General features: G+C 59.5%; 16 protein-coding genes and 1 tRNA gene. 4 read left to right on the top strand and 13 right to left on the bottom strand.

The genetic code is table 11. The features are described from left to right. Positions 1–61: 61 nt before the first annotated feature. The 11 genes from IEX27_RS02895 to moaA all read right to left on the bottom strand — a co-directional run bounded on the left by IEX27_RS02895 (position 62) and on the right by moaA (position 9,995). A complete protein-coding gene (locus IEX27_RS02895; RefSeq protein ID WP_188719414.1) occupies positions 62–847 on the bottom strand; it encodes a TSUP family transporter in 786 nt (261 codons plus the stop codon). Between the two features lie 104 nt (positions 848–951). After that, positions 952–1,821, bottom strand: coding sequence for an NAD(P)-dependent oxidoreductase (locus IEX27_RS02890; RefSeq protein ID WP_188719413.1), 870 nt, complete (start codon positions 1,819–1,821; stop codon positions 952–954). 41 nt (positions 1,822–1,862) lie between these two features. Then, the gene (locus IEX27_RS02885; RefSeq protein WP_188719412.1) at positions 1,863–2,696 is read right to left on the bottom strand and encodes an ABC transporter permease; all 834 of its coding nucleotides are present in this window, start codon (positions 2,694–2,696) and stop codon (positions 1,863–1,865) included. Further along, positions 2,693–3,406, bottom strand: coding sequence for an ABC transporter permease (locus IEX27_RS02880; protein ID WP_188719411.1), 714 nt, complete (start codon positions 3,404–3,406; stop codon positions 2,693–2,695). Before IEX27_RS02880 ends, IEX27_RS02885 begins: the two co-directional genes overlap by 4 nt. A gap of 113 nt (positions 3,407–3,519) precedes the next feature. After that, positions 3,520–4,242 (bottom strand): ABC transporter substrate-binding protein, encoded by a 723-nt coding sequence (locus tag IEX27_RS02875; RefSeq protein ID WP_244630194.1) that lies wholly within the window; start codon positions 4,240–4,242, stop codon positions 3,520–3,522. A gap of 168 nt (positions 4,243–4,410) precedes the next feature. Next, complete coding sequence (gene mobB / locus IEX27_RS02870; RefSeq protein WP_188719410.1) at positions 4,411–4,929, bottom strand: molybdopterin-guanine dinucleotide biosynthesis protein B; 519 nt, start codon at positions 4,927–4,929, stop codon at positions 4,411–4,413. Beyond that, a complete protein-coding gene (mobA, locus tag IEX27_RS02865; protein ID WP_188719409.1) occupies positions 4,926–5,537 on the bottom strand; it encodes a molybdenum cofactor guanylyltransferase MobA in 612 nt (203 codons plus the stop codon). The genes mobB and mobA overlap by 4 nt, the downstream gene beginning before the upstream one ends. Before the next feature lie 10 nt (positions 5,538–5,547). Next, entirely contained in the window at positions 5,548–6,801 is a 1,254-nt protein-coding gene (locus IEX27_RS02860) for a multidrug effflux MFS transporter (RefSeq protein ID WP_188719408.1), read from the bottom strand. Next, positions 6,791–7,711 (bottom strand): DMT family transporter, encoded by a 921-nt coding sequence (locus tag IEX27_RS02855; RefSeq protein WP_188719407.1) that lies wholly within the window; start codon positions 7,709–7,711, stop codon positions 6,791–6,793. Before IEX27_RS02855 ends, IEX27_RS02860 begins: the two co-directional genes overlap by 11 nt. A 234-nt stretch (positions 7,712–7,945) precedes the next feature. Beyond that, positions 7,946–8,860 (bottom strand): DMT family transporter, encoded by a 915-nt coding sequence (locus IEX27_RS02850; RefSeq protein WP_188719406.1) that lies wholly within the window; start codon positions 8,858–8,860, stop codon positions 7,946–7,948. Positions 8,861–8,984: 124 nt separating this feature from the next. Beyond that, positions 8,985–9,995, bottom strand: coding sequence for a GTP 3',8-cyclase MoaA (moaA, locus tag IEX27_RS02845; protein WP_244630193.1), 1,011 nt, complete (start codon positions 9,993–9,995; stop codon positions 8,985–8,987). Positions 9,996–10,117: 122 nt separating this feature from the next. Between moaA and IEX27_RS02840 the strand changes: the two genes are divergently transcribed. Together IEX27_RS02840 and IEX27_RS02835 are read left to right on the top strand one after the other, a co-directional pair. After that, positions 10,118–10,471 (top strand): gamma-butyrobetaine hydroxylase family protein, encoded by a 354-nt coding sequence (locus tag IEX27_RS02840; protein ID WP_188719405.1) that lies wholly within the window; start codon positions 10,118–10,120, stop codon positions 10,469–10,471. Positions 10,472–10,646: 175 nt separating this feature from the next. After that, a complete protein-coding gene (locus tag IEX27_RS02835) occupies positions 10,647–12,542 on the top strand; it encodes a L,D-transpeptidase family protein (protein ID WP_188719404.1) in 1,896 nt (631 codons plus the stop codon). A 118-nt stretch (positions 12,543–12,660) separates the two neighbouring features. On the opposite strand, the gene IEX27_RS02830 is transcribed toward IEX27_RS02835, so the two are convergent. After that, positions 12,661–12,735: transfer RNA gene (locus tag IEX27_RS02830), tRNA-Val, on the bottom strand. Between the two features lie 684 nt (positions 12,736–13,419). On the opposite strand from IEX27_RS02830, the gene IEX27_RS02825 reads away from it, so the two are divergent. Both IEX27_RS02825 and IEX27_RS02820 read left to right on the top strand, forming a co-directional pair. Beyond that, positions 13,420–13,665: a YMGG-like glycine zipper-containing protein gene (locus IEX27_RS02825; RefSeq protein ID WP_188719403.1), complete on the top strand. Its 246-nt coding sequence runs from the start codon at positions 13,420–13,422 to the stop codon at positions 13,663–13,665. Positions 13,666–13,935: 270 nt separating this feature from the next. Continuing rightward, positions 13,936–14,592: an outer membrane protein gene (locus IEX27_RS02820; protein ID WP_188719402.1), complete on the top strand. Its 657-nt coding sequence runs from the start codon at positions 13,936–13,938 to the stop codon at positions 14,590–14,592. A gap of 102 nt (positions 14,593–14,694) precedes the next feature. On the opposite strand, the gene IEX27_RS02815 is transcribed toward IEX27_RS02820, so the two are convergent. Beyond that, positions 14,695–15,387, bottom strand: a complete 693-nt coding sequence (locus IEX27_RS02815; RefSeq protein ID WP_188719401.1) for an HAD family hydrolase — start codon at positions 15,385–15,387, stop codon at positions 14,695–14,697. Between the last annotated feature and the right edge of the window lie 125 nt (positions 15,388–15,512).

Here is a 15,512-nt window from a genome sequence, read left to right as displayed (position 1 = left end):
TAATTTCATGGCTGCCTCTCGGCCAAAGTTGAACGAGGGGCAATCTATGAGGCGCGCGGCATTATAGGCCAATAAAGGCGCGCAACGGGTTGTGTTCTTCCAGAAGCAGTTTGGCTGCCAGCAGGATGCACATGGTGACGAGCAGCGGCTTGATCACCTTCGCGCCGCCCTTCATGGCCAGTCCCGCGCCAAGACGCGCACCAGCAAATTGTGCTGCTCCCATCACCAGTCCGATCTTCCAATGCATCGCACCCACCAGCGTGAAGGTGATGAATGCGCCGATGTTGGACGCGAAATTGAGCGTCTTCGTGTGGGCAGTTGCCTTCAGCACGCCAAATCCCGCCAGTGAAACGAAAGCCAGCATGAAGAACGAGCCGGTGCCTGGCCCGAAGGCACCGTCATAGAACCCGATCAGTGGCACCAGCGTCATGCCGAACACAAAGGGCGTCATGCGTTGCGCGCGATCAACGTCGCTCATGTTGGGCTTCACGAGGAAGTAGATGGCGATGCCGATCAGCAGCAGCGGCAGCATGAAATCGAGAACGCTGCTCGGAAGGACGGTGGCGAGCAGGGCGCCCGCTACCGATGCGAACGCGGAAGCAAGCGCCGAGGGCCATTGCTTGCGCAGATCCACATGACCCTTCGAGGCATAGGAGATGACCGCCGAGCCGGAGCCGAACAGGCTCTGCAGCTTGTTGGTGCCCAGTGCGTCAACCGGCGGCAGTCCGGCAAGAAGCAATGCGGGCACGGTGATGAGCCCTCCGCCGCCGGCAATCGCATCGATGAATCCGGCCACAAATCCTGCCATGACGAGAAGCAGGACGACTTCGACGGAGATTTCAAACATGGGAGGCTGCCAGTGATGGAGAGGAAGCCCGTTCCATCACAAGCGGCGCGGAAGCGCAAGCGGTTCAAGTGAAACCGCACGCTTTGGGAGACGCCTGTTGCCGATCAGCGATCGAGACGCGCGATAAGTGAAGAGGTATCCCAGCGGTTGCCGCCCATGCCCTGCACGTCCTTGTAGAATTGGTCGACGATTTCCGTCACCGGCAGGTTTGCTCCATTGCGGCTGGCTTCGGCGAGGCAGATGGCAAGGTCCTTGCGCATCCAATCCACGGCAAAGCCGAAGTCGAACTTGCCTTCGGACATGGTCTTGTAGCGGTTCTGCAGCTGCCACGAGCCCGCAGCTCCACCGGCGATGACTTCCATCGCCTTGTCGATGTCGAGTCCGGCCTTCTTGGCGAAGTGAACACCTTCGGCAAGACCCTGCACGAGACCGGCGATGCAGATCTGGTTCACCATCTTGGTGAGCTGGCCGGAGCCCGATGGCCCGATCAGGCGCACCGTTCTGCCAAATGCCTCGATGACAGGCTTGGCGCGTTCGAACACCGCTTCGTCACCGCCGCACATGACCGACAGCACGCCGTTTTCTGCGCCTGACTGGCCGCCGGAGACAGGCGCATCGATAAACTCGAAGCCGCGGGCTTTCGCTTCCGCTGCAAGCTCACGCGCGATCTCGGCGGAGGCGGTGGTGTTGTCGATGAAGACCGAACCCGGTTTCATGGCATGAAAGGCGCCGTTTTCGCCGAGCGTGACCTCGCGCAGATCATTGTCGTTGCCGACGCATGAGAAGACGAAATCCTTGTCGGCAGCAGCTTCGCGCGGGGTAGCGGCCATCGCGCCGCCGTGCTCTTCCACCCACTTTGCTGCCTTGGCCTGGGTGCGGTTATAGACAGTGACGTCGTGTCCGCCGCGGTTCTTCAGATGCGCGGCCATCGGGTAGCCCATTACGCCCAATCCGATAAAAGCAACCTTTGCCATTGAAATAATGTCCGTCTTTAGCGTTGGTCTTGGTGGGGCTCTCAGGCCCGCCGAATATGCCGGGTGAGGCGCTGTTCGGCCTTTTCCGTGCCGATGCGCAGCAGCTCGACCAGAGCAAGATAGATGAGCGCCGCCCAGATGTAAGTCTGAAAATCGAACGAACGCGCATAGGCGCGGCGCGTCTCGCCCATCAGGTCGAAGACGGTGATGATGGCGACGATGGCCGACCCCTTGAGGAGCAGGATAAGCTCGTTCACGTAAGGCCTGAGCGCGACCAGCATCGCCTGGGGCGCGATCACCTTGCGGATGGTGATCCAGCGCGAAAGACCGAGTGCTGCGGCTGCCTCCCACTGTCCTCGCGGGACGCTGGCAATCGCGCCGCGCAGGATTTCGGCCTGATAGGCGGCGGTATTCAGCGTGAAGGCAAGGATCGCGCAGTACCAGGCGTCGCGGAAGAACCACCAGAGCCCGATGGCATCAAGCTGCGGGCGGAAGGAGCCGAGCCCGTAGTAGATCAGGAAGGTCTGGGCGAGGAGGGGTGTTCCCCGGAAGAAGTAGACGTAGCCGTAGCTCAAGCCGCGGGCGAGCGAATTTGCGGATTTCCGCCCCATTGCCACCGGGACGGAGAGGATGGCTCCTGCGATGAACGAGATGACCACCAGCTTCACGGTTACCCAGAGGCCGGATGCGTAGTTAGGGCCATAGCGCGCGACGAGCTCCGGGTTCCAGGATGAAACCAGGAAGTAGACGATGCCGAGGGCGCAAGCGGTCCAGATCGCCAGCAGGATGAGGCCCAACACCCGGGCCTTGCTCATCCGCGATTTTTGGGGCGCTGGCGCAGGTTGGGCCGCGATGCCGTTGAATGCGGTCGTCATCGTGTCATTCCCGGAGTTTCGACACGACGTTCGATACGCTGGAACACGAAGGAAGAGAGGATCGCGAGCACGAGATAGATGAGGCAGGCGAGAGCATAGAAAAGGAAGGTTTCCTTGCTCACCCGCGCAGCAATGCCCGTCTGGCGGATGATGTCGGCGAGGCCGATGACCGAGACGAGCGACGTATCCTTGAGCAGGATCAGCCAGAGGTTCGAAAGGCCGGGAAGCGCGACCCGGATCAGCTGCGGCAGGATGACGAGCCGCATCGTATGCCTGCGGTTGAAGCCGAGTGCGGCAGCTCCCTCATACTGGCCATTGGGAATGGCGCGGAAGGCGGAAACGAAGACCTCGCTCGCATAGGCCGCAAACACGACGCCGAGCGCTGCCATGCCGGCGACAAAGGCATTGATCTCGATGCCGCCCGTCTGACCGATGAGCCGCAGGAACTGCTGCAGCGCGATCTGCGCCCCGTAGTAGACGAGGAACAGCGTGAGAAGCTCGGGCAGGCCGCGAAAGATGGTGGTGAAAATATCGGCCGAAAGTTTCAGGAAACGGTCGCCGGAGAGCTTAGCAAGCGAGATCGCAAAGCCCAGCAGCAGTCCGAAGGGCAGGGTAGCCAGCGCCAGACAGACCGTGATCAAGACTCCCGCCGCAATCTCATCGCCCCAGCCATCAGGGCCGAAGCTGAGAAATGTCAGCATGCGCTCCATGGTCCGCTCGTTCCGCTAGCAGGTCGTTTCGGCACTTCAGGCACCCAGAAGATGCGTGGCCGACCCATCGATCGGCCACTCCATACGCCCAAAATCAGGCGACGTACACTCCCTCATTCTCCGTATACGTCGACGGAGAAGTATTCGTCATTGATCGCCTTGTACTTGCCATTGTCGCGAATGGCCTTGATCGCCACGTTGAACTTCTCGCGCAGCTCGTCATTGCCCTTCTGCACCGCGACACCGATGCCCTCGCCATAGATTTGTGCCGGTGCTGGCAGGGTATCCAGAAGCTGGCAGCACTCGCCATCATCCGTGTTGAGCCACTGGTCGAGCACGATCACGTCATCGATCACGGCGTCGAGGCGGCCGTTGACCATGTCGAGCTGGTATTCCTCTGCCGTGGGGTAGAGTTGGATGGTGCTGTCCGGAAAGATCGTTTCGGCATACTGGGCATGCGTGGTCGAAGCCTGGGCTCCGATGATCTTGCCTGCGAGGTCTTCCTTGGTCACCCCGGCAATGTCGGAATCCACCGGCACGGCAACTGCCGGAGGGGTGCTATAGTACTTGTCGGAGAAATCGACCTGCTGCTTGCGCTCATCCGTGATGGACATGGAGGCGATGATGGCGTCGAACTTGCCGGCCTGCAGCCCGGGGATCATGCCGTCCCAATCCTGGGTGACGAACTCGCAGTCGGCCTGCATCTCTTCGCAGAGGGCCTTGGCTATGTCGACGTCGAACCCCTTCAGCTGGCCGTCTGAAGTCATGTAGTTGAAGGGCGCATAGGTGCCTTCCACTGCGATCTTCAGCTGCATACGGTCCTGGGAATTCGCCATTCCAATATTCAACGCCATTGCCAGCGCTGTTAGTCCGGCTATCGCGTAGTATCTCGTGCCCATCGACAAACACCTCTTTGAAGAGCTCCCACCATCCCCCTCTGGAATGGTATCCTTGAACACAATGATACTCCCACCGTTGGTGCAGTAAATGCAAGCGCGGAAGCGTCAGCGGGCGTCGGAGTTAAGGTGGAGGAATTTCAGGATGAACGCGCCGATGCCTTCCACGTCGTCGATGTGGAACTGGGGCGGGGCTGATGCAGCCTCAGGCGCTTCTGTGGCGATGGCGACGATATTGGCGATCGTGCCGAGGAGCGGCGACCGGTCTCGTGCGCCAGCGCGCCGGCATTCGATCTTGGCATGGCTATCGTTCTTGTAGCCTTCCACAAGGACCAGATCAGCCGGGCTCAGCCGCTCAAGGATCTCTGAAAGGGGCGGTTCCTGCTCCGAGCGGAGTTGGTGCATCAGTGCCCAACGGTTGGCAGATACGATGGCGGTCTCCACGGCTCCGGCCTGCCGGTGGCGGAAGGAATCGGTGCCCTTTCTGTCGATGTCGAAGGAATGATGCGCATGCTTCACGGTGGCGACCCTGAAACCCTGCGCCGTGAAGAGTGCCACAAGACGTTCGGTCAGCGTCGTCTTGCCTGAATTCTTCCAGCCGGTGATGCCAAAGACTCGTTGGTTCAACGTTCCGTCCTCACGACATTGGCGGCGATCTCAAGATCCTCCGGCGTGTTGACGTTGAAGAAGGGATCGAGTTCGCCGGCATACGAAAAGTCGACAACGACTGCCCCGTGCTCGCGTTCCGCGAAGGCTCTGACCGAAGCTGCACCCTCTCTGGCGAGGAACTCCGTCAGATCCTGTCTGAGCGAGACCGGCCAGAGGCCGAACGTCGGATGAACCCTACCGCCAGAGGATGCCAGAGCGATCGTGCCCGTTCCGGCCTCGGCAGCGATGAGGCGCCTGGCCAGGGTGTCGGGGAAAAAGGGTGTGTCTGCCGCAACCGTCAGGATGTGCGAAAAGGCTTGAGGCTGCTCAGCTGCCCACAAGAGCCCCGCTTGGATGCCGCCGAGAGGTCCAAAATCGATGATAGAGTCAGCCACGACCGGAATTCGCCAAGGGGAAAAGCGCGAAGGATCGCCGTTGGCGTTCAGCAGAAGCCCGTCAACCTGCGGGCTCAATCGTGCGATCACATGGTCGAGCAGGGGACGGCCGTCGAGCTCGCGGAGGCTCTTGTCGCCTCCGCCCATTCGGGTGGATTGCCCTCCAGCCAGGATGACGCCTGCTACTTTCACTTCGCTGTTCTCAGATATCGCCTGCCTGCTTTGCCACGCGTATCACGTAGGCCGTGGCAAGCATAGCCATCACCAGGGCTCCCCCCATCACGATCAGCAGAGGATAGACGCCGGTCTTCTCCGAGATCAGCAGGCCCGCCAGAACGGCAAAGGTCGCACCGCCGGCAACCTGGATCGATCCTCCGAGGCCCGAAGCCGATCCGGCAAGGCGAGGGCGAACGCTCACCATGCCGGTGGCGGCATTTGGCTGCGTGAGGCCGCTTCCAACGCCGAGCAGCATCATCGGGGCAAAGAGCGAGAGCGGATGATTGTAGCCTGCCAGGAACAGGCTGATGCAGATCACCATGGAAAGCAGGCCAACGCAGTTTCCGAGCTGCATCATGTTGTTGATGCCGACCTTGCGGGTAAAGCGTGCCGAGAGGAAATTGCCTGCGGCGTAGCCGAGGCTGACGGTTCCGAAATAGATGCCGTATTGCGTCGGCGACATGCCGAGAATTTCGGTGGACACGAAAGGTCCGCCACCGATGAAGGCGAAGAAGGCTCCCGACGAGCATGCGGCTGTCAGCGAATAGCCCCAGAAGCGGCGTGACTTGATCACTTCCGGGTAGGACTTCATCTGCGCGAGCATGCTCGGGGACTTGTAGAGGTTGGTCTCGCCAAGATCCTTATAGGCGATGAAGATGGCGACCGCGCCGAAGACGGCCATCATGTAAAATGACGCCTGCCAGCCATAGATTTCATCAAGAAAGCCGCCGATCATCGGTCCGATCATCGGGGCTACGGTCATGCACATCATGACGTAGCCGAGCTTGGCGGCTGCGTCGGCCGGCTCTGCCGTGTCGCGCACGATCGCGCGGGCGAGCACGATGCCGCTTGCCGCAAAGGCCTGGAGCAAGCGACAGGCGAGAAGCACCTGAACATTGGGAGCCCACAGCGCTGCAATCGTGCTGATCAGAAAGACGGTGAAGCCGAAGATCATGACCGGACGCCGCCCGAAACGGTCGGAGGCGGGGCCGATTCCCAGTTGCAGTACCGCCTGCGCTACGAGATAGAGTGATACCGCCAGCTGGATGACGCTGTAATCGGTCTTGAAATAGGTCGCCATGCTGGGCAGCGATGGCAGGAAAAGATTGGTCGACAGTGCTGCCGTTGATGCCGCGACAACCAGCGTGAACATGTGTGGCGGCGTCGACCGGTCGAGAAACTTCACCGTCCTCAGGGCCGCGCTGCTTCCTGTCTGCTGAGGTTCGACCTTAGAGTCCATCTGGAGCCATTTCCGGGCTGGTGCTTTTGACGATGGGAAGAGATCTGCTGACCTTACGTTCCCGGTAGAGCGTATAAAGGCCTGAGGCGATAACAAGCGTAGAACCAAGAATGGTGAGCTGGTCCGGAACGTCCGCAAAGACCAGGTAGCCAAACAGGGTCGCCCAAAGGAGGCCGGTATAGCGGAACGGCGCCATGAAGGAGAGTTCGCCGATCCGGAGTGCAGAAAAGATGGCCTGGTAGCCGATCATCATCGCGACGGCCGCACCCAGCATATGGCCAAGATCAGACGTTTCCATCGGCTGCCAGCTGCCGGAGGGCGCGATCGCAATGGAAACAAGGCCGAAAATGGCGAGGGCAGTCGTGGTGGTCAGCGATACCGTGGACGCGTGGAGTTCCTTCGGCACCTTGCGGGTGACGAGGTCGCGCATGGCAGCCGAAAGTACGGCGCACAGTGCCGAGATCGACCAGACGTTGAACCCTTCCAGTCCGGGCCTGACGATGATGAGCACGCCGATGAAACCGACCGAAACCGCACACCAGCGCCGCCAGCCCACCTTCTCGGAAAAGAAGAAAGCTGCGCCGATGGTGATGATGAGCGGCAATGCCTGATGGATTGAGGTGGCAAAGGCCAGCGGCAGATGCATGAGGCCCATCAGGAAGAAGAAGGTCGTTGCGATTTCACCCGATATACGCGCGATGGCCGCAGGATGCAGCAGCAGGCGAAACTGTGTCGTTTTGAAAACGCGTCCGAACAGAATGACCAGGAGCGCGGCAGTCATCAGGCTTCGGATGAAGAGGATCTGTCCGAGCGGTAGCGACTGTAGTGCTACCTTCATGAAGATGTCGTTGATGGTGTAGCCAGCCGTGGCAACGCACAACAAGAGTGCGCCACGCAAATTGGGTGACAAAGCGATGCTCCGGACAAAGTATATTAAGTAATGCTTATAGTTAGGCGCTTTACTGGGCAAGGGCGCAAGCAAAATAGCGCGAAGGTGGTGACGCGCGTCGTCCATCCGGACACGTGCGGCAGGAATGCAACGGTTTTGACGCGAGATTGGGTGCTGACAGAGCGGGTCGAGGGTTGGCCGACTACGCGTTGCCCGATGTTTACGTGACGGCGCAGTGAGTCGCGCCGTCCGATATCAGAGTCCGTCGGGCGTCATGCTTTCGCCGGTGCTTTTCATCACTGGCATTGTCTTGCTGACGCGGCGCTCGCGGTAGAGCGTATAGAGACCCGACCCGATGACGAGCGCTGAACCCAGGATGGTGAGTTCGTCCGGAATATCTGCAAAGAGCAGGTAACCGATCAGGGTCGCCCACAGCAGGCCGGTATAGCGGAAGGGTGCGATGAAGGAGACTTCGCCCTCGCGCATGGCCATGATCAGGCAGTGGTAACCCACCACCAGCGCGGCTGCGGCAGTGGTCACGACCACTCCATCCTGCAGCGATATGGGCTGCCAGCCCCCCATTGGTTCGATGATCAGGCCGCCGAAGATGGCGACGGAAAATGCCGTGCTGATGGAAAGCGCTGCGCTGCTGATTTCCTTCGGGATACGCCGGGTGCTCAGGTCCCGCATGGCGGAGAAGACCACGGAAGAAAGGGTCATGAGCGACCAGGCGCTGAAACCTTCCAGTCCCGGCCGAACTATGATGAGAACGCCAATGAAGCCAACGCTTACAGCGGTCCAGCGGCGCCAGCCAACCGGTTCCATCAGGAAGAGCGCTGCTCCGGCGGTGATAAACAGCGGAAGCGCCTGGTTGATGGCGGTAACGAAGCCGATCGAAAGGTGGATGAGCGACGTGAGGTAAAGCATCGATGCCATGAGTTCCGCGACGATCCGGAGGATCGAGGCCGGGTGGCGCAGGAGCGGCAGCTGCTTCATGTCCAGCGAACGGTGGAAGAAAACCACCAGCAGCGTGGTCGCGATCAGTCCGCGGATAAAGATGATCTGTCCGAGAGTGAGTGTGTTCAGGGCCAGCTTAACGAGGCTGTCATTGAGTGCGAAACAAGCCATGGCAATGCACAGCAGGAGTGCGCCACGCATATTGGGTGACAAGGCTGAGGCTCCGAACAGTAAGAATATTCAATGCTTAACGCTCCGCGGCAACGTAAGCAAGGGCGCAGAGATTGGCCGCAGCGGATATGCGGCTACGTGCCAATTTTACTGTCCTGGATACAGCTTATCCGCCAGTGACGCTCATGTGGCGGGCGACTGACGGGCGCTTGGTCGCACGATCGATGACGAAGTCATGGCCCTTCGGCTTGCGGCCGATCGCTTCGTCAATTGCGGCCGAGACGAGCTCATTGCCTTCCGACTCGCGCAGCGGCGTGCGCAGGTCGGCGGCGTCCTCCTGGCCGAGGCACATGTAAAGGGTGCCGGTGCAGGTGAGTCGCACGCGGTTGCAGCTTTCGCAGAAATTGTGGGTGAGGGGAGTGATGAAACCGAGCCGTCCGTCCGTCTCCTCCACCTGCACATAGCGTGCCGGGCCGCCGGTCTTGTAGGGAATGTCCGTCAGCGTGTACTGGCGCGACAGATCCGCGCGAACCTTGGAGAGCGGCAGGTACTGGTCCGTCCGGTCGCCGTCGATGTCGCCCATCGGCATGGTTTCGATGATCGTCATGTCGAAGCCGCGGCCATGCGCCCAGCGCATCATCTCCGGCAGCTCGGCCTCGTTGAAGCCCTTCAGTGCGACAGCGTTGATCTTGATATCGATGCCGGCGCGGTCGGCGGCATCGATGCCGCGCATCACCTTGTCGAGATGGCCCCAGCGCGTGACGGCATGGAATTTCTCTGCGTCCAGTGTATCGAGCGAGACGTTGATGCGGCGAACGCCACATTCGGCGAGTTCGTCGGCGAAGCGCTCGAGCTGCGAGCCGTTGGTGGTGAGCGTCAACTCTTCCAGATCACCGGACTTGATGTGGCGCGAGAGCTGGCGGACGAGATGCATGATGTTCTTGCGTACCAGCGGCTCGCCGCCGGTCAGACGCAGCTTGCGGACACCCTTTTCAATGAAGACGTCGCAGAGGCGCTCCAGCTCTTCGAGGCTCAAGAGATCCTTCTTGGGCAGAAAGGTCATGTCCTCGGCCATGCAATAGACACAGCGAAAGTCACAGCGATCGGTCACGGAGACGCGCAGGTAGGTGATTGCGCGACCGAACGGATCGATCATGTTGGCCTTCGGATCTATCATGGATACGCCTCCTCCGTTGCTGGCTCCAATGTGGCCATTGCGTTCATTTTTTCAAGCAGTAAGTAATGTCCTATCACCAGCTGGTCCGGTTTCGGACAGGAGACTTGAAGGATTGTACGATTGTGAAAACGCCGAGTGAGTTGCGGGTATCGAAGGAGCGCGACGCGCTGACGGTGACCTTTCCGGGAAACGAGCCGGTGAGGCTGTCTGCGGAGATGCTGCGCGTTCTGTCGCCCTCGGCGGAGGTGCAGGGTCATTCGCCCGACCAGCGCGTTCTTGTCGTCGGCAAGGAAAACGTCACGATCTCCAATCTCGAGCCGATCGGCCACTATGCGGTGCGTATCGTTTTCAGCGATGGCCACTCGACAGGGCTCTTCACCTGGAGCTATCTGGAGGAGCTTGCGCAGAAGAGGAATCAGCTATGGGCTGATTACCTGCGCGAGCTGCAGGAGAAGGGGTACAACCGTAAAACGTGAATGAATTCACGATGATTTTACGGGAAAGCGGAGGCGTTGGGGAATGACGCTTACTGTTCATTCACCAAACCAATGTAGTTAACGGTTTGTGACGGAGCTGCTTCGCGCATGTTCCATGCCGATCGTGAGCGCCGCCGCATAGCTTTATTCATGGGACGCAGCAGGGGCGCATTCGATGGCTAACGTTTTTCATGCACGGAACGCTGTTTCCGCGGTGGCATTGGCTGTCACACTTGTCGGTTATTCATCATCGCAAGCCGATGCTCAGTATCTCTTCGACCGGCTGTTCGGCAATCGCGTGCCGCGCCAGCAGCAGCAGGTGGTGCCGCCAACGGCCGTGCCGCGTCCGCAGGAGCCTGTTGCGCAGGCAAAGCCCGCCGCGGTCAAGAAGGTCTCCGCTCCATCCTTCTATAATTACAAGGCCGAAGGCCTGGTAAGCATCAATCTTGCGGCGCTCAAGTCAGCCCTTGAAGCAAAGCCCGGTGCGACGACTGAAGGGCAGGAGTCTTTGTTCCGCGAGGCCGTAGCCGCTACGGCAGAGCTGGAGTTGAAGGTCGAAAAGGCAATCGCTGACGCCATTGTCGCCCATTATAGCGCCAGGCCCGAATTCATCTGGCTTGACGAGAACGGCACGACGCAACGTGCGCGTGGGGTCATGGGTGTGCTGAACGGCGCGGAATCCCACGGTCTGACCGGCAGCGACTATAGCGTCAACAGCCGTTTCTTCCCGGCAGCGACCAGTGAAGAGGCGAAGCTTCACCGCGCAAAGTCAATGTTGCGCTGGGAGCTGATGATGACAGCCCGGGCGCTGCGCTATGCACGCGATGCCAATATGGGCCGTGTCGATCCGAACAAGCTCTCGGGCTTCCACGACTTCGCCCGTGCAAAGCTGGACGAAAAGCTTGTTCTCAGCGTACTGGCTTCTTCCGATGCGCCGGACCGCTATCTTGAATCGCTTCATCCGCAGAACGATGCATACGCAGCGCTGAAGGATGAGCTTGCGAAGCTGCGCGCCGAGGCTGCTGCCGACGAGGAGGTGGTCCTTGATCCGCAGCTGCTCCTGAAGCCCGGCGGCACGCACCCTGATCTGCCGAAGATCCTCAAGATCATCGACCGCAAGGCCGATTCCAGCTTCCGAGAGCAGCACGGGACGGTTCTGGCAGCTTTCGCCGGCACGGACACCTATCTCGATGAACTGGTGCCGGTCATCAAGGCCGCGCAGCGCCAGCACGACCTGAACCCGGATGGCATCATCGGACGCCGTACGGTGGGCGTTCTTGCCGGTGAGACAAAGGCCGCCAAGATCGAAAAGATCCTGCTGGCGATGGAGCGCCTGCGCTGGCATCCCTCCCACTGGGGCAACACGCGCGTGGTGCTGAATGTCCCTTCGTTCACGGCAAGCTATGTCGAGAACGGTGTGGAAAAGCTCAACATGCGCACGGTGGTGGGCACGACGACCAACCAGACCTACTTCTTCCACGACGAGATCGAATACGTTGAATTCAATCCGTATTGGGGTGTTCCGAATTCGATCATGGTCAACGAGAAGCTGCCGCAGCTGAGGCGCGATCCGGGCCTCCTGGACCGCACGGGGTATGAGGTCTACGACCGCAACGGCCGTCAGGTTTCTTCCGCGTCGATCAACTGGAACAGCGTTGGCAACAATATTCCGTACAGCGTGCGCCAGAAGCCCGGCCCCAGCAACTCGCTGGGCGAGCTGAAGATCATGTTCCCGAACAAGCATGACATCTACATGCACGACACGCCCTCCCGGAACCTGTTCAGCCGTGACGTCCGGTCATTCAGCCACGGTTGCGTCCGGCTTGAGGATCCGCGCGCCATGGCCGCTGCGATGCTGGGTATCAGCAAGGAAGAAGTCGGCAAGCACATCGCCGGCGGCAAGAACAACCGCAAGACCGTTCCGGTGAAGATCCCGGTCTACGTAAGCTACTTCACCGCCTGGCCGGACCTCGCCGGCAATGTCTCGTATTATGACGACATCTACGGGCGGGACGCTCACCTGGCGAAGGCGCTGGGTCTTGTCGACAACGCTCGTTCAGCTGGCAGCTGATTGACACTATAAAGAATGGTTAAGGAAAGCGGTCGCCTGTTTCGGGTGGCCGCTTTTTTGCTGGGCAAAGCGCGAGCGGTTCGTGGGCTGTTACCGTACCGTCTGCAAGGAGAGGGGATGGTGGGGGATACTGGGATCGAACCAGTGACCTTTCGCGTGTGAAGCGGACGCTCTCCCGCTGAGCTAATCCCCCGGCGCCTTGGTTCCAGCTTATGAGGCGGGTGAACCCTGAGGCCTGATTAACCAAATCACCGATCAATCGGGACGCATATAGTGCCTCGCTTCAGGGCGAGTCAAGGCCGCAGACGACCTATGCCCAACTGTGTCTTTCGACACACAGCAAGCGCAAGAACTAAGTATATAACAGCACAATAATAGACACCAACTCAAGGTTAAGCTAACAAAAATGTCGGGCACTAAGTTGGGGGCGCGTCTAGGCATGTACAGAAAGCGGGGTCTTTTTGACCAGGCCGTAATGTATGCGATTGTGGGGCTTGTATGGGCGGGATTTGCCTCCGCCATTCTCTACTCGAGAGCGCATGCGAATATCGCGAGCGATGTCACCGTTACGGCGAGCGTCGCTGACACCGCGATTGCGGATACAGCAAGCACGACTCAGTGAATGCATGACCTGCCGGCCTCTGGGATTGTTTCAGTGTTTCAGAGGAACGCCGAAACGATCTAAGTCTCTGTTATAACGCAGCTCCGGACGCAACCCATTTTCACTCTTCCTGGCATCGCTCCAGGGCAGGGAGCAATGAACAGAGCACTCGCCGCAGCGTTTCGGGGAGGCTTTTCTTATCGCATCTCTCAATGTATGCGTTAAACGGTTTTGCATAACCACCCATTTTGCGGTCCATAAAGGAGAGGGAAGTCTATGCGTAGTGTTCTGATTGCAGCCGTTGCTGCACTTTCATTGTCTGCCTGCACGACCACCGAGAAGGACGTCAGCGTCGGTACGGCAACCGGTGCGGTTATCGGCGGTATCGTTGGCGGTGGCCGCGGTGCACTGATCGGCGCCGGTGCAGGTGCAGTCGGCGGTCTTCTGGTGCGCAACCTGCGCAACGGCTACTGCGAATATCGCGATCGCAACGGCCGCATCTACCAGGCACGTTGCAACTAAGCAGTTTCATATTGCAGCGCGGCTTCGGTTGAAGCTGCAGCCAGCAGGGCGGCGGATCACTTCCACCGCCCTTTTGTTTGTCCGCCCCATCCGCGTTGACTAAGCTCAGCTCGGTTTCCGGGTCCGTGAAGCGGGCTTTCGGTCATTTACCTATTCCTAACCATATGACTCGATTGAGGGTTTTCTGCCTGGTTCTTGGGCGGAATAGGTCTGGAAAAATTTAGCATAAATTGTAACTAACCCTCCATCGAACATCCAATGAGGGTTCCCGTGAAACTCGTAGTAATTTCCGCCGCCGCCGTGCTGGCTTCTTCCGCTGCATTCGCTGCAGACGCTGTTTACTCCTATGACTCCGTCCCGGCTGCTCCGGCCGTCCAGGCTCAGCAGATCGACTGGACCGGCGCATATGTTGGCGTGAACGCTGGTTACGCTGGTGGCAAGGCAAAGGCTTCTGCCGAAGGCGAAAACATTCTCGGCGTGACCGGAAGCGGCTTCGTTGGCGGTGCACAGGCTGGTTACAACTTCCAGTCCGGCCAGATGGTTTACGGTGTCGAGACCGACATCCAGTACTCCAACGTCAAGGCTGAGATCGACTTTGTTGGCACCGAAGTTGGCGCGAAGCAGCGCTGGGTTGGTACGACCCGTGCGCGCGTCGGCTACACTCCGGTCGAGAAGGTCATGACCTACGCAACCGGCGGTGTCGCTTACGGCAAGACCAAGGTTTACGCCGGCGATGATTCCATCTCCAAGACCAAGGTAGGCTGGGCTGCCGGCGCTGGCGCTGAATACGCCGTCGACAGCAACGTTTCGCTGAAGACCGAGTACCTCTACACGGATCTGGGCAAGGTCAACGTTGACGTTGTTGAAGGCGGAAACGTCAAGTTCAAGACGCACACCGTCCGCGCTGGTGTGAACTACAAGTTCTAATTCAGTTTCCAGACTGAACAGAAGAAAAGCCGCAGGTCATCGATCTGCGGCTTTTTTGTTTGCTACGTAAAGGCGCTTGGGCGGTGAGACGGTCGCCTGAAGCTATGCAGTCTGCGGAAAAGCTGATTGAATGAGGCGTTCAGCGAGCTCGACCGTCAACTCGTCGAAATGCGAGATCACCTTGGACGGCTCGTACATGTGCACGGGCTGGTCGGTGTAGCCGAAGTCTACGGCCACGACCGGGATGCCGGCATTCTTCGCCGTATCGATGTCGGTTCGTGAGTCACCGACCATCACGCAACGTTCCGGATCGCCGCCCGCCATTTCGATCGTGCCAAACAGATGGCTCGGATGTGGTTTGCGCTGCGCGAACGTATCGGCGCCGCAGATGGCGCTGAAGAGATGGTCGATACCCAGGCCCTCAAGCAGCCGGCGCGACAGGCCCTCAAGCTTGTTGGTGCAGACAGCCGTCTTGTATCCGGCCTCGTGGAAAGCCTTGATGGCGTCCAGGACACCGGGGAAGGGCTCGGACTTGCCGGGCATGTTGCCCTCATAGTGCTCGAGGAAGATCTGGTAAACCGTTTCCAGCTCATCCTGCTTCAGCGGGTGGCCGTGGGCGACGCAGGCCCGCTCAATCATGATACGGCCGCCGAAGCCCACGTAACGGCGGATCTCAGCCGGATCGACTACATCCAGGTTGAGATGGCGGAGGCAGTGATTGAGGCTTTCCAGCAGGTCTGGCGCTGTCTCGACAAGCGTTCCATCCAGATCGAAGACGATAATCGGGTCGGCCATGATCACTCCTTCTGCACATCTTTAGCTGTGGAAGGCGATAGCCCCGATGGGCGAATTGAGCAACAGCATGGCGAAGCCATTTGCCCGGAGCGATGAAAAAAGCTACTGATCCAGCCATAAAAAGG

Origin of the sequence: Nitratireductor aestuarii (assembly GCF_014641695.1) — a bacterium.
Classification (GTDB): domain Bacteria; phylum Pseudomonadota; class Alphaproteobacteria; order Rhizobiales; family Rhizobiaceae; genus Chelativorans; species Chelativorans aestuarii.
The sequence above is the reverse complement of the archived record's forward strand: the minus strand, read 5'-3'. Positions and strand labels throughout refer to the sequence as shown.

What these genes read in the sequence shown, in the direction of transcription:
- IEX27_RS02890 (WP_188719413.1), bottom strand. Translation starts at nt 1,821, where the DNA reads ATGGCAAAGGTTGCTTTTATCGGATTGGGCGTAATGGGCTACCCGATG.
- moaA (WP_244630193.1), bottom strand. Translation starts at nt 9,995, where the DNA reads ATGATAGATCCGAAGGCCAACATGATCGATCCGTTCGGTCGCGCAATC.
- IEX27_RS02880 (WP_188719411.1), bottom strand. Translation starts at nt 3,406, where the DNA reads ATGGAGCGCATGCTGACATTTCTCAGCTTCGGCCCTGATGGCTGGGGC.
- IEX27_RS02875 (WP_244630194.1), bottom strand. Translation starts at nt 4,242, where the DNA reads ATGGCGAATTCCCAGGACCGTATGCAGCTGAAGATCGCAGTGGAAGGC.
- IEX27_RS02815 (WP_188719401.1), bottom strand. Translation starts at nt 15,387, where the DNA reads ATGGCCGACCCGATTATCGTCTTCGATCTGGATGGAACGCTTGTCGAG.
- IEX27_RS02825 (WP_188719403.1), top strand. Translation starts at nt 13,420, where the DNA reads ATGCGTAGTGTTCTGATTGCAGCCGTTGCTGCACTTTCATTGTCTGCC.
- IEX27_RS02860 (WP_188719408.1), bottom strand. Translation starts at nt 6,801, where the DNA reads ATGGACTCTAAGGTCGAACCTCAGCAGACAGGAAGCAGCGCGGCCCTG.
- IEX27_RS02835 (WP_188719404.1), top strand. Translation starts at nt 10,647, where the DNA reads ATGGCTAACGTTTTTCATGCACGGAACGCTGTTTCCGCGGTGGCATTG.
- IEX27_RS02885 (WP_188719412.1), bottom strand. Translation starts at nt 2,696, where the DNA reads ATGACGACCGCATTCAACGGCATCGCGGCCCAACCTGCGCCAGCGCCC.
- IEX27_RS02895 (WP_188719414.1), bottom strand. Translation starts at nt 847, where the DNA reads ATGTTTGAAATCTCCGTCGAAGTCGTCCTGCTTCTCGTCATGGCAGGA.